Annotated in this window: 12 protein-coding genes; 4 read left to right on the top strand and 8 right to left on the bottom strand. The window is 44.1% G+C overall.

Features of this window, described 5'->3' with window-relative positions:
- The first annotated feature begins 32 nt into the window (after nt 1–32).
- Complete coding sequence (locus RMO55_RS20005) at nt 33–635, top strand: Uma2 family endonuclease (RefSeq protein WP_310429605.1); 603 nt, start codon at nt 33–35, stop codon at nt 633–635.
- Nucleotides 636–794: 159 nt separating this feature from the next.
- On the opposite strand, the gene RMO55_RS20000 is transcribed toward RMO55_RS20005, so the two are convergent.
- Nucleotides 795–2,177 (bottom strand): hypothetical protein, encoded by a 1,383-nt coding sequence (locus RMO55_RS20000; RefSeq protein WP_310429603.1) that lies wholly within the window; start codon nt 2,175–2,177, stop codon nt 795–797.
- A 9-nt stretch (nt 2,178–2,186) separates the two neighbouring features.
- Nucleotides 2,187–4,031, bottom strand: a complete 1,845-nt coding sequence (locus RMO55_RS19995) for an ABC transporter ATP-binding protein (protein ID WP_310429601.1) — start codon at nt 4,029–4,031, stop codon at nt 2,187–2,189.
- 121 nt (nt 4,032–4,152) lie between these two features.
- On the opposite strand from RMO55_RS19995, the gene RMO55_RS19990 reads away from it, so the two are divergent.
- The 3 genes from RMO55_RS19990 (at nt 4,153) to fabF (ending at nt 7,590) form a co-directional block, all read left to right on the top strand.
- Nucleotides 4,153–5,763: an FkbM family methyltransferase gene (locus RMO55_RS19990; protein ID WP_310429598.1), complete on the top strand. Its 1,611-nt coding sequence runs from the start codon at nt 4,153–4,155 to the stop codon at nt 5,761–5,763.
- A gap of 202 nt (nt 5,764–5,965) precedes the next feature.
- Nucleotides 5,966–6,205, top strand: coding sequence for an acyl carrier protein (gene acpP / locus RMO55_RS19985; protein ID WP_310429596.1), 240 nt, complete (start codon nt 5,966–5,968; stop codon nt 6,203–6,205).
- A gap of 113 nt (nt 6,206–6,318) precedes the next feature.
- Nucleotides 6,319–7,590, top strand: coding sequence for a beta-ketoacyl-ACP synthase II (gene fabF / locus RMO55_RS19980; protein ID WP_310429594.1), 1,272 nt, complete (start codon nt 6,319–6,321; stop codon nt 7,588–7,590).
- Between the two features lie 104 nt (nt 7,591–7,694).
- Here fabF and RMO55_RS19975 read toward each other — a convergent pair whose 3' ends face one another.
- From RMO55_RS19975 to RMO55_RS19950, 6 genes are all read right to left on the bottom strand, one after another.
- Entirely contained in the window at nt 7,695–8,801 is a 1,107-nt protein-coding gene (locus RMO55_RS19975; RefSeq protein WP_310429592.1) for a universal stress protein, read from the bottom strand.
- A gap of 237 nt (nt 8,802–9,038) precedes the next feature.
- Nucleotides 9,039–9,674, bottom strand: a complete 636-nt coding sequence (gene kdpC / locus RMO55_RS19970) for a K(+)-transporting ATPase subunit C (RefSeq protein ID WP_310429590.1) — start codon at nt 9,672–9,674, stop codon at nt 9,039–9,041.
- Between the two features lie 167 nt (nt 9,675–9,841).
- Complete coding sequence (locus tag RMO55_RS19965; RefSeq protein WP_310429588.1) at nt 9,842–10,072, bottom strand: potassium-transporting ATPase subunit F; 231 nt, start codon at nt 10,070–10,072, stop codon at nt 9,842–9,844.
- A 13-nt stretch (nt 10,073–10,085) separates the two neighbouring features.
- Complete coding sequence (kdpB, locus tag RMO55_RS19960) at nt 10,086–12,098, bottom strand: potassium-transporting ATPase subunit KdpB (RefSeq protein ID WP_396134420.1); 2,013 nt, start codon at nt 12,096–12,098, stop codon at nt 10,086–10,088.
- 224 nt (nt 12,099–12,322) lie between these two features.
- Entirely contained in the window at nt 12,323–14,032 is a 1,710-nt protein-coding gene (kdpA, locus tag RMO55_RS19955; protein WP_310429584.1) for a potassium-transporting ATPase subunit KdpA, read from the bottom strand.
- A gap of 3 nt (nt 14,033–14,035) precedes the next feature.
- Nucleotides 14,036–14,258, bottom strand: a 223-nt coding sequence (locus RMO55_RS19950) for a hypothetical protein (protein ID WP_310429582.1), incomplete at its 5' end; no start/stop codon positions are given.

The raw sequence follows: 14,258 nt of genomic DNA, 5'->3' as shown, positions 1-14,258 counted from the left end.
AACAACAAGGCAGAAAATAATTTGGAGGTTTTATGACTATCTCTTATGCCACAGATTCAGAAAAGTTTTTACTTAGTGTCAGAAGTACAGATCTCCATGTTAGCCCAGAACAGTTCGATCGCTTATGTTTCGATAATCCAGATCTACGCCTGGAATTAACCGCCAATGGAGAACTAATTATCATGGCACCTACCTTTGGTGAAAGTGGCGAGAAAAATGTTAGTTTAGTTTATCAAATTGCAGCTTGGAACTATCGAACAGAACTAGGAAAAACTTTTGATTCTTCAACTGGATATGATTTTATAGCCATCGGTGGTGGGAAAATGTCCCCCGATGTATCTTGGATTGAAAAATCTAGAATTGATGGCATTTCACTCAAACAATTTATCCCTGTAGTTCCCGATTTTGTGGTAGAACTGCGCTCTACTACTGACAGATTGAGTGCGCTACAAACGAAGATGCTCGAATACCAACGGTTGGGAGTAAAGCTAGGATTATTAATTAATCCCCAAGACCAACAGGTTGAAGTTTATCAATTAGATAAAGAAACAGAAGTCTTGCAAAATCCCACATCTTTTAGTTGCGAAGCTGTGCTCCCTGGGTTCAATCTGGATTTAACAAGGATTATGACATAGCTGTCATACATCCATTGTTACTAATACCTTTAGTAAGCAGGTTATGCGTAGTAGAAAGGTTGCATTATTATGTCGATTATTTTTCGATGCTTATCGAGCGAAGATATAGTTGTTTTTGAATGGATACTTGCTTAATAAAATTGATAAAATATTAGTTGTTCATACGGTGCTATCTTCAGTGTTAATCAAAGGAAAGCGTCTACAAATCAATCCGTGGTGACTGCATCCCGACTTATCGTCTATCTCAATTTTTACAGATTCCATATAATCACCTTGATAATCTAAAATCGAAAGAAATATTCTTACAATTAGATTTGATAGTTTCTGAAGCTCTATCGAAATATTTACATGGATTTCACTAAATCCTTCATGAACAATCTTATTTCTTGTTCTTGTAAATTCTAGATCTGGGAATAAATCTTGGTATGGCACACCATAATTTTCAAGCATTTTCTTTAAACTATTTTGTAAATTCTTTTCTTGTGGATCACGATTTTCTCTGAGGATGGGTCTTCTGCTAACATTGTTAAAATATTTTTTGTTAAGGGATTCTAAAACAGTACAAAAAAGTAAAAAATTTACCTCGCACATATTACTGTCGAAAGTATTAATGTACCAACGTAATTCCAAGCTTAAACCTTTATCGCTGAAGGTTTCCCACGTCATTTTTTTAGCACAGTGCTGGATAAAAATCGGCAGATGAGGTGATTGGATAACAGCTCTGCCAGTTGCTTCGCTATTAAATTTCTCTCCCGACCAGTATTCTCTTTTTATCTTTGATTTTTCATAGTTTGCAGTCTCGATTCTGTACATTTGTTCAACACGATGACCTGAAGCAAAAGAGAGAAGAGATATGAACCAAGCAGCGTAAGTTTTATAGGAGATTTGTTTGTCCTCACAAATATTTTTAAGTGTCATTTCTACACTTAGCAAACCATTTTTATTTCTATTCTCTGTGGTTGAAACTGACTCAATATAAATTTCAGCTTCAAGGTTGCCAATATTAGCTGAGAATTGTCTTATCACTTCTATATTTGCAAGACCATATACGATTTCTTTAGTTTCTCCTTTTCCTATCAACTCTAAATTGTACTGAATACATAAATCTCTAAGATTAACTTGACATTTACCCTCTCGTTCTGTATTTTGATAATTATCAGCTTTGAAACTAACTTTTAAGTTGGAATCAGAAATAATTGCATTTATTTTCCATCCTTCAATTGTTTGACCTTCAATCTCATAATCACCTTTATAGGGTTGTTGAACTATTTCTTGTTCTTGTTCATCAAACTCCAAAAAATGTAGTCCTAATAATAGGCTATCAAAAACCTCTTTTTTCAACTCTTTAGCTTGATAAATTGGTGCCGATTCGCGAAATCTTTTATGATTAATATATGCACTCTTTTCAGAATCAATCTCAATCCAGATGTTACCATTTGTACAGCAGATAATATTCGCATTATGAATTTTGACAGGCAGAATATCTGTCTCGTGAAATTTCTTGAATACTCCTGAAAAAGTGAACTGTTTTTTAATTTCCATACGAATATATTATTTATAACCTGCGGCTTGGAGAGAGAAAAGATGAGCGTATCTTCCATCTGCTGCTATTAATTGCTCGTGGCTGCCTTGTTCGATAATTTCACCGCTTGCCATTACAATAATTTTATCAGCCATTCTAACAGTCGAAAACCGATGAGAAATTAAGACTACCATGCGATCTTGAGTGAGCGATCGAAAGTGATTAAAGATATTCATTTCAGCTTCGGCATCCATTGCGGCTGTTGGTTCATCTAAGATTAGAATATCGGCATTCGATCGCATGAAAGCACGAGCAAGGGCAATTTTTTGCCATTGTCCACCAGATAGTTCTTGTCCGCCTTTAAACCATTTTCCTAACTGGGTATCGAATCCTTGAGGCAACACATCGATGAAGGGTTTTGCCATGCCTTTATTAGCGGCGATTTCCCATTCCTTGCGATCGTCTAAATGTTCGACATCGCCGACTCCCACATTTTCACCAACTGTAAATTGATACTGGACGAAGTTCTGAAAAATCACCCCGATTCTCCGTCTTAATACGTCGATATCCCAGTCTTTTAAATCGACTCCATCTAGTAAGATTCTGCCGCTGGTGGGTGTATAGAGATTGGTTAAAAGTTTAATTAGGGTAGTTTTACCAGAGCCATTTTCACCGACTATTGCAAGTTTTTCGCCTAGTGGTAAATGTAATGAGATATTATTTAAAACTGGCTGCTGACTATCTGGATAACTGAATGAAACGTTCTCAAATCTAATTCCTTCTTTAATAGTTCCCTGGGTAATTTTCCCCTGAGATTGGGGCATCGGTTGTTCGAGAAATTCGTAGAGATTGGCAAGATAGAGATTATCTTCGTACATGCCGCCGATCGATGTCAATGCCGATGCAAAGGTAGATTGCCCCTGTCTAAATACCATCAAGTACATTGTCATTTCGCCCAATGTAATTTGTCCCGAAATTGCTTCAATCACAATCCAGGCATAGGCAGCATAGAATGCTAAAGTACTCAGCAAGCCCAGTACGTAGCCCCACAAGCCCTTCTGAATTGTCAGATTGCGGTCGTCCTTATAAAGTCGATTAAAGATATTGCGGTAACGCTGTAAGAGCATTGTACCGAGCTGATAGAGCTGTACTTCCTTGGCGTAATCTTCCCTCGCTAATAATGTTTCTAAATAATGCTGTTGACGGGTTTCGGGAGATCTCCAGCGGAATAGTCGAAAGGCGTGTTCGGAAAAGCGGGTTTCGGCGATAAATGAGGGAATCGCCGCGACAATTAGCACTTGCACCGCCCAGCCTGAAAATTGCCACAGCAAGCCGCTAAAGGTAATTAAGGTAAGTGCAGACTGACACAGCCCAAAGGTGCGGTTAATCAGCGATAACGGGCGACTGGATGCTTGAGATCGAGCCTGACTCATTTTGTCATAAAATTCGGAATCTTCAAAGTGCGCCAGATCCAATGTCAGGGCTTTTTCGAGGATCGATTCATTGACTCGTTGCGCTAGTAATACTCGTAATAAGGATTGACACACTACCAACCCTTTTTGAGCGGCGGCTAATAACACGATCGCAACTGCTTCTAAGCATACATAATTAAGAGCAGTCTGACGATCTATCTGTAAACCACTCTGGTTAGCCACTAAGACACTATCGACAATTAGTTTACCAATATAGGCGATCGCACTGGGTACTAATCCATTTACCAGCGTCAAAATTGCTAGCGATACAGTCAGGGTGTGGCTGGTAGTCCATAATAAGTCTAAAGCTTTGCCGCCATAGCGAAATACCGATAGAGATTGGCGAATATTTTTGCCTACTAATCTCAATCTCCACCAGTCACTTTTTTTCTTTCTAATCATCTTTTCCTTTCATACATCAGGCGACACGTTAATTATGGGACAAGGAAAATCAGCTAATCCTGTAAATTAAGGGTAGGGGTAATTCATGAATTACCCCTACCCTTAATTTACAGGCTGTTGAATGACTATTGATTTCGATCCGAAAATATCTTATCTCAACTACATTAATCAAAATCAGGTAGAAATTACCCCAACAGCTTCGGCGCGACTCACTCGACTTTTAGATAACTGTCAGTGGGAGCAGCCCCAAACCGCCTTAGATTGGAATAATTTAGCTGTCGCCGCATTAGTCGCTGCCGAAAGCTGCGATAATTCGCTCACTCATGGATTGTATGCCGAAATTGCTTTTGATGCAGTGCAAGCAGGCTCGGAGCTAAACCAGCACCCGCTCTGTGCGGCGCATTTAGCCTTACTCAATTGTATGTTGGGCAATTATAGCGATGCGGCGCAGATTGCCTTTAGTGCCTTTATCAATAATCTCCAACCAAGCTACACGGAAGCCGAAATCGAACCAGGAATCGTGTATATTCCCCCGTTGACGCGCACGCATATTACTAATGGTAGAAGCGAACAACTGCAACGAATTTTAAATACAGATAATGGCTATATTCAAGCCATGCTGATGCTGACAGAGGTACTTTGTCGGACGCAAATTACCCTAGATAATCGGACCGGAATTCGATTATTGCATCTAATGAATCAATTGATGCCCGATCTGATTTTTCCGAATATTCGGCTGGGAATTTATAGTATTGGCGATCGAGCCTTAGAAGGATTAGTTTATCTTCATCGAGCGGGAGAACTGGCACTAGATTATCCGACTATCTTACAATCATTATACCTCGCTTATCGAGATTTGGAACAGCCGGAAGTAGCAAGTTATTGGCAGCAAATTGGATTAGATTATGGGAGTCAAAGATTGGCTAAAATACCGTGGCAATGGACGCAGTTACCGATCGATAGTCACTGGACTTACATTCCATTTGACACAGATATTTCCCTGGCGGTACCTGCCAGTTTACAGAGTCCGACGACGCGATGTTTATTAGCCGAAGGGGATTGGTTCGAGCGAGAATTGGAGTTTTGGCGACAGTATATTCAACCTGGAATGAACGTCATCGATATCGGTGCAAATGTTGGTGCCTATACTTTTAGTGCCGCTCGGAGAGTTGGGAAAAATGGAATAGTATATGCGATCGAACCATTTAGCGGATCGATCGATTGTCTCCAGGAAACTTGTCAAGTCAACCAAATTGACAATGTCAAAATTTTTAAAAATGCTGTCAGCGATCGCGATCGGCTATCTAAATTAGTTTTACAATCTAGTAGTGAATTAAATTATCTAGCTATAGAGAATGAAGTAATTGACTCAACGACAGAGATAGAAGAAGTTAGTTGCCTGACGATCGATACATTTATTCAGCAACAATCGATCTCTAAAATAAACGTAATTAAAATCTCCACGGAAGGCAATGAATTATCGATATTAATCGGCGGCGAACAAACGATCGTAAAATTTTCTCCGACAATTATTTATAACAGTTATACCAGTAAAGGAATCAATTTAGCCGCCGCCGAATATTTACTCGATCGAGGTTACGAACTCTTTCGCTATCAACCATATTTACAGCAATTAATTCCTCTAGTTAACGAGTCAGATTTTACCGAAGTAATTAAAGCGATCGCAATTAAAAGAGGGGGGAGTGGGGAGGGGGGAGCGGGGAGAATCTGATTGTCCTGTTTGTTTGTATAATCCATCGATCTGCCCACATCCTTCCCACACTTCCCACACTTCCCACACTTCCCACACTTCCCACCCTCCCCCGTCCCCCCTAATTTGGCGCATTTTCAGATAAGATGTAGAGTGCTATTGACGTACCCCACAGTCGGGTGCGAAAGCTAAATTATCGTTATCTAACTAAAAAGGAACATATATGAGCGCAGATGTATTGGCTAAAGTGCAAGCCGTAATTGCCGATAAATTGGAAGTAGAAGCCAGCAAAATTACTCCCGAAGCCAACTTTACCGATGATTTAGGAGCTGACTCCCTAGATGTAGTCGAACTCGTCATGGCATTAGAAGAAGAATTTGATGTCGAAATCCCCGACGAAGAAGCCGAAAAACTTCAAACCGTTCAATCCGTAGTTGACTATATCAACGCCAAAGCAGGCTAGTACCGCTGCGCGGAAATTAATTATGCGGTGCAGCCATGCGGAGTCAACCCTCCGCACAGCACCTCTAACAGCCCACACTCCCACACCCCCACATCTCAATCTCTATATTCATCATGGCAAATTCCGATCTGCAAGAACAGCAACGCTATCGCAAACGTGTTGTTATTACTGGTTTAGGCGCGATTACGCCCATTGGAAACACCTTAGCTGAATATTGGGAAGGCTTGGTAAGTGGGCGAAATGGGATTGGTGCGATTACCCACTTTGACGCATCCAAACACGACTGTCGGATTGCTGGCGAAATCAAAAATTTTGACCCGCTTTTATATCTAGAAAAAAAAGCAGCCAAACGGATGGATAGGTTTGCTCAACTGGCTGTCTGCGCCACCAAGCAAGCAATTCTCGATTCCGGTTTGACGATCGATTCCACTAATGCCGATCGAGTCGGTGTTACCATCGGTACGGGCATCGGTGGACTAAAGATCCTCGAAGAACAACAAGAAATCTATCTCACTAAAGGGCCGAGTCGTTGTAGTCCATTTATGATTCCAATGATGATCGCAAATATGGCGGCTGGACTCGTCGCGATCGAAATCGGTGCTAAAGGCCCCAACTGTTGTACCGTAACAGCCTGTGCAGCAGGTGCAAACGCGATCGGTGAAGCATTTAGACTAATTCAGGGCGACTACGCCACAGCGATGATTTGCGGTGGCACAGAAGCAGCAATCACACCCCTGGGGATCGCTGGATTTGCGGCTTGCAAAGCAGTATCGACTCGTAACGATGACCCCCTCCATGCTTGTCGCCCCTTCGATACCGGACGCGATGGTTTTGTCATGGGCGAAGGTTCGGGCATTTTAGTACTAGAAGAACTCGAACACGCCGTCAATCGCGGTGCGAAAATCTACGCCGAGGTCGTCGGCTACGCCATGACCTGCGATGCTTATCATATGACTGGACAGACTCCTGGCGGTGTCGATGCTGCAAGAGCGATGTCTCTATGCCTCAAAGATGCCGGATTACCACCCGAATCAGTCAGCTATATCAACGCCCACGGTACTAGTACCCCCATCAACGATCCCACCGAAACAGCCGCGATTAAAAAGGCTCTGGGAGACCATGCTTATAAAATTGCCGTCAGTTCCACCAAATCGATGACTGGACACCTCCTCGGCGGCGCAGGTGGCATCGAAGGCGTTGCTTCTGCCCTCGCCATCCATCACGGGATTATTCCCCCCACAATTAATTTAGAGAATCCAGAAGAGGGTTGCGATCTCGATTATGTCCCCCACGTCAGTCGCGCCGCAGATTTGAATGTCGTTCTATCTAATTCCTTTGGGTTTGGCGGACATAATGTGACCTTGGCATTCAAGAAATACGTGTAGATAATTGATAATTAACACTTCGACTAACGCTCAGTGCGAGTAATTGATAATTGATAATTAGGCTCTCCCATATATATGCGCGAGAGCCTAATTGGCAAATCGATTCATTTATCAGTTGAGATAATATGAATATCCACATTTTTGAGCAAGCGCAGAATTTTCTGTGTCAGCGAGCCTTTCCAGAAGCTTTGCCAGCGTGATTTCCGACTTTCACCCATGACAATTTGGGTAATTCGATATTGTTGGGCAGTCTGAGCGATCGCCTTGACCACGCTATAATCTCTTAGATGAATAAACTCTCCGCCAAATTCTTGACAAAGCTGTTCGCAGGTAGCGATATGTAAGCTTTCTGGTTTCGTTAAGAATCGATCCGGATCGTTGACAAACAATACATAGAATTGACCGTGCATAGACCCGGCAATTCGTGCGCCTCGACGTAATAATTGGATTGAATTGGGATAAGTAGAAACACACGCTAATATTCGTTCGTGAATGTTGCAAACTGCCTGAGTATTAGGATCACTATTCGACTGCTCTGTGTCTTCAATATTGTTGGCAACTTCTCGCAATGCCAACTCTCGCAGGGCGGCTAAATGACGACGCTGAAAGAAATTTTTTAGGGATATATCGATTTTTTCGGGCGCGTAAATTTTACCATCGCGAAGTCGTTCTTGGAGAGTTTCTGGCGTGACATCAACAACGACGACTTCATCAGCAGTCTCCAATACGCGATCGGGAATTCTTTCTCTCACGACAATTCCAGTGAGTTGGGCAACTGTGTCATTTAAACTTTCGAGATGTTGGATGTTTAGGGTGGAATAAACATCAATTCCGGCTGTTAAAATATATTCGACATCTTGATAGCGTTTCTCTCGTTGGCATAGCCTCCGCTTTGCGGAATCGACACCAGGAATATTAGTATGTGCTAGTTCATCTATTAACACTAATTGCGGTTGACGATCGAGGATGGCGGCAACATCCATCTCGGTTAATGTTACGCCCTGCCAGGTAATTTGTTGACGCGGAATTTGTTCTAATCCGATTGCTTTGGCTGCGGTTTCGGCGCGGTTGTGGGTTTCGAGTAAACCAATCGCCACGTCAATTCCTTCGTCCCGAAGTCGATGTCCTTCTTCTAACATCCGGTAGGTTTTACCGACACCAGGACTCATGCCGATAAAGATTTTGTGTTTGCCGCGACGATAGGTTTGCATTGTTTGTTTATAAGCGTGGCGGTAGGCGTTATGTATCTGTAGGTTGCGGATTTTTTTAGTGTGGGCAGAACCCGGATCTGGGGGTTCTGACCCCCAGCCCCCCCACCGAGAGGCGGAACGCCGCCCCTCGGACTCCCCTGCGTATGGATTGCTTGTGTGCTAGCTTGGCTTCACATTTGCTCCACTTTAGGGCTTAGTTGGGGATTGCTGGATTAATCAGACATAGAGGTAATGTCGTTAACCTAGAGCATCTAGGGCTAGGTTGAGTTTCAGAACATTTACGCTTGGTTCGCCGAAGATGCCGAGGGATCGATCGTCTGTATTCTGGACGATGAGGATTTCTACTCGATTTGTTGGTAGATTACGCACTCTAGCTATGCGCTGAATCTGCGCTCTGGCAGCTTCAGGGGTGATGTGGGGGTCGAGACTGGAGCCGGAGGTATAAAGCAAGTCGGCGGTGGGTTGGATGCCCGCCTGGAGCAGTCTGGAGAGATCTCCAGCAATTGCTTTTTTGGGATCGGGATCGGTTTTGCCGTTGATGCGATCGAGTAATGCGGTATTACTAGGCGCGAGATTACTGGCTCCAGAAATGCCTGTTTTCAGTACTCCAGCTTCGTCTTTTTTGGGATCGGCGGTACTATAATTAGTGCTGCTAGGACGACTATTAAAATACCTGTCACTGGTAAATGGTTGACCAATTAATGCCGAACCAATTACTTGACCTTGAGCATTCTTAATTAAACTACCATTTGCTTGATAAGGGAAGGCAATCTGGGAGATGGCTAACATCGCAAATGGATAAATAACTGCGACTAATAGCCAGAGAACTAAGGTCGATCGAATCGCTCTACCAATTTCACGTACTGGATTCATAATTTTATTCAATAAATACTAAAGATTTAACTACTGACAAGTGAAGACTGGCTTCGGCGGAGATCTTTACCCCCCAACCCCCCTGATCAAGGGGGGCTTTTCCAGCCTCCTCCCCTTTCCAAGGGGAGGACTGAGGTGGGGTAAAATCTCCGCAGCACCCCAACGATCTAAAATCGTTCCGGTTGAAACATCACCACAAACAAGTAAATAGAAAGACACACAGTCCCAATCCCCAGAATACCCAGAGCATAAATTTGGGGACGAGAGAAAGCGTCGCCCGTTGCCGCAAAAACAGTTGAAGCAAGTACTAAGTTAAAACACAGTGCCAAAAACAAATAGGTTGGATACTTACGCCGACACCAAGCTTGCCAAATCGCGACCAAATTTTCAGAAATCATACGTTTATATTAGTTAGGCAATAGGAAGTAAAACATCGATAATCTTAATCGCGATAAATGGAGCAATTACACCACCTAATCCGTAGATTAAAATATTTCGTTGCAACAATTGATCCGCAGTTAAGGGGCGAAACTTAACACCATTTAGAGCGAGTGGAATTAAGGCGGGAATAATTAGCGCGTTGTAGATGAGTGCGGCGAGAATAGCCGATTGGGGACTCTTTAAACCCATTACATTTAATGTCCCAATTCCAGCAGCAGCAAAGATTGTGGGAATAATTGCGAAGTATTTGGCGATATCATTGGCGATCGAGAAAGTCGTCAATGCACCACGGGTAATTAGTAATTGCTTGCCGATCGCGACCAGATCGATTAACTTAGTTGGATCGGAGTCTAAATCGACCATATTCGCCGCTTCTTTGGCGGCTTGGGTGCCGGAGTTCATGGCTACCCCAACGTTTGCTTGGGCGAGGGCGGGCGCGTCGTTGGTACCATCTCCAGTCATGGCTACTAGCTTACCCTGGGATTGTTCGCGCTTAATTACGTCGATTTTGTCTTCTGGTGTGGCTTCGGCGATGAAGTCGTCTACTCCCGCTTCTTCGGCGATTACCGAGGCGGTGATCCGGTTGTCTCCAGTGAGCATAATCGTTTTGACACCCATCCGCCGCAGTTGATCGAAACGCTCTCGCAATCCAGGTTTGACGATATCTTTGAGATAAATTACGCCGTATAAATCCCCATCCTGGCAAACACCGAGCGGCGTTCCACCCAGTTTCGAGACTTGCTCGTATGCGTCGTCAAATTTACTGGGAATAGTACCACCACGCGATCGCACAAAACCGCGAATTGCATCGATCGCACCTTTACGAACTTCGATACCATTAGGTAAGTCGGTACCGCTCATCCGGGTTCGAGCTGAGAATTCTACCCCCGTTGCTTGAGTTCGATCTACATCAATTTTCGCACCCAATTTTTCGGCGAGTTGGACGATCGATTTACCTTCAGGTGTTTCGTCAAACAGGCTCCCAGCTAAAGCTACAGCCGCTAGTTCTTCGACGGAATGACCGTTGACAGGAATAAATTCATCAGCCAACCGATTTCCCAGGGTGATCGTACCCGTTTTATCCAGAATCAGGGTATTAACATCGCCGCAGGCTTCCACCGCCCGCCCAGATGTGGCGATCACATTAAATTGCGCTACCCGATTCATCCCCGCAATCCCGATCGCACTTAGCAATCCCCCGATTGTAGTCGGAATCAAGGCAACTAGTAATGATACTAAAATCGCGATCGTCACTGGCGTTTTAACGTAGTTTGCTAACGGCGACAGGGTAGCAACCACAATCAAAAATACCTGCGTCAGCACAGCCAGAAACACTGTCAGGGCAATCTCATTCGGCGTTTTAGAACGTTTAGCACCCTCAACCAGCGCAATCATTCGATCGATAAATCCCTGCCCAGGATCGGCAGTAATTAAAATTGTCAACTCATCAGAAACCACTCTGGTGCCTCCTGTAACCGAGCTGGCGATGTCCGTTCCAGGCTGTTTGAGGACGGGAGCAGATTCACCCGTAATCGCCGATTCATCGACCGATGCGACCCCGATTACGACTTCACCATCAGCGGGAATCAATTCGCCGAGCTTTACGATGACTCGATCGCCCTTGCGTAATTCGGTAGAATTAACTTGACTAATTGCCCCATCGGGGAGTAGTTTATAAGCGATCGTATCAGATCTGCTCGATCGCAGTGAATCTGCTTGAGCTTTACCCCGCCCTTCTGCGACAGCTTCAGCGAAGTTAGCAAAAATCACTGTCAAAAATAAAATAATCGTAATCGCGCCATTCAATAGTCGCTCTTGGTTCACATCCCCTTGCACCGTCCCGAATAAATTGGGATCGAGGGTGACGAGAAAAGTTACAATTGTCCCCACCCATACTAGAAACATTACCGGATTTCCGACCGCAGTACGCGGATCGAGCTTCCGAAACGCATCGCGAATGGCGCGTTGATATAAACCATCCATTGCAGCCTTGGGCGTGTTTCGGCGCGGTTCTCTATTGCTACCAGGAACCTGTTGAGAAATTGAAGAATTCATATTGGTTTGTGTTTTGCGAGGATTGAAGAGACTGGCGACGGCGGGGATCTTTACCCCCCAACCCCCCTTGTAAAGGGGGGCTTTTCCAGCCTCCTCCCCTTGGAAAGGGGAGGACTGAGGTGGGGTAAAGATCTCCGCCATAAACAACCAAATCAAGCCCCCCTAAAGAGCTGAAAGCCTTCCGCCATCGGCCCCAAAGCCAATACTGGAAAGAAAGTTAATGCACCCATAATCACAATTACCCCAGCAGTGACTCCAGTAAATAACACCGTATCCGTCCGTAACGTGCCCGTAGTAAAGGGAACAGGCTGCTTTTGAGACATGCCCTCAGCGAGTAATAGCAACGCGATCGTTGGTACATAGCGTCCACCCAGCATACTAAAACAAGTACTCAGATTCCACCACAAAGCTGTGGGTGCGGGCTGACTATCGGCTAATCCTTCAAAGCCAGAGCCGTTATTAGCCGCAGCGGAGGCATATTCATACATCACTTGCGCCAGCCCATGAAAACCAGGGTTGCTAATTCCCGCTAATTGTTCGGGAAACGCTAACGCGATTGCGCCTGGAAACAAGACGAAAATCGGATGTACCAACAGAAGCAAAAAGCTAGTTAATACCACCTCATTTTTTTCGATCTTCCGTCCCAAAAATTCGGGGGTGCGCCCTACCATTAAACCCGTCACAAATACCGCCAAAATCAGATAACAAAACAGATACGCTGTTCCGGTACCTTGTCCACCCCAAATGATTTGGAGAAACAAATTGGACAGTAAGATAAATCCCCCCGCAGGCATAAATGAGTCGTGCATCGAATTCACTGCACCAGTCATCGTTCCCGTAGTTGTCACCGCATATAGAGCAGACTGCGCCCACCCAAATCTGACTTCTTTGCCTTCTAAATTCGGCTGTGAGCTGCCTAAGATTGAATTAACTAGTGGATTGCCCTGATACTCACCAACAGCGGTGACGATGATAAATACGACGTATAGAATGAACACCATTCCAAACACTAACCAGGCTTGCTTGCGATTGTCAGCAATCACGCCGTAGGTATAAATTAATGAAGTTGGAATCGAAATCATCGTCAAAATCTGAATCAGATTCGTCAATCCATTCGGATTTTCAAACGGGTGGGCGGAGTTAATCGCAAAGAAACCACCACCGTTTTCGCCCAGTTCTTTAATGATTTCAAAATGTGCTACTGGTCCAATCGCGATCGATTGACTGATATTCGGATTTTCTAATGTTGGCACAACTATCGCCCCTGCTAAGGTTTCAGGAGTACCAGCGGCAACTAAAACGATCGATCCCACAATACTAATCGGCAGTAAAATTCGAGTAATTGCCTGAGTCAGATCGACATAAAAATTGCCTAAAGATCTACCAGTCAAACCGCGAATAAACGCGATCGATACAGCAATTCCTGTCCCCGCCGATGTAAAAAACATAAACCCCAGTCCTAACATTTGGGAGAAATAGCTGTAAGTTGTTTCTGGCGAATAATGCTGCTGATTGGTATTCGTCATAAACGAAATCGTGGTATGCAATGCTGTATCCCAACTCGGCGCACCCAAACCCGTCGGATTGAGCGGTAGCAACCCCTGAAGCATTAGTATTAGAAATAGCAATATCGCCATTGCTAAATTGCTGTACAAAATTGCCCTAGCATATTGCCATCCAGTCATCTGCGCTTGAGGCTGTACACTGCTCAAACTAAAAATAAATCTTTCAACTGGATTTAAGACTCGATCTAAAAACGTTCTTTGACCTAGATAAACACGGGCAATATATCCACCAAATATCGGCGTAATCGCCAAAATAATAACTAGTGTCAATCCGATCTGAATCCATCCCTGTATCATAATTCAATCGTCCTGATGATATTCAATAGTTGCGATATCTAGACTTTCTCTTTCTCTGCGCCCTCTGTCTTTATTCGCCGCCAAAGTCGTTGTCTTGTCGCAGTTGTATGGTCGGGGAACCCGACCACACTGCGCCGCTTTTTTATTCGGGGGGAACCCTAGACATAAAAACGCCGCTGTCTTGAAAAGGTGCTCTACTTGCGGCTCACCTTTGGACGGGTTCCCC

Source organism: Chamaesiphon sp. VAR_48_metabat_135_sub (genome assembly GCF_031418915.1).
In the GTDB taxonomy this organism is placed as follows: Bacteria; Cyanobacteriota; Cyanobacteriia; order Cyanobacteriales; family Chamaesiphonaceae; genus Chamaesiphon.
This window is presented reverse-complemented; position numbering and strand designations above follow the sequence as displayed.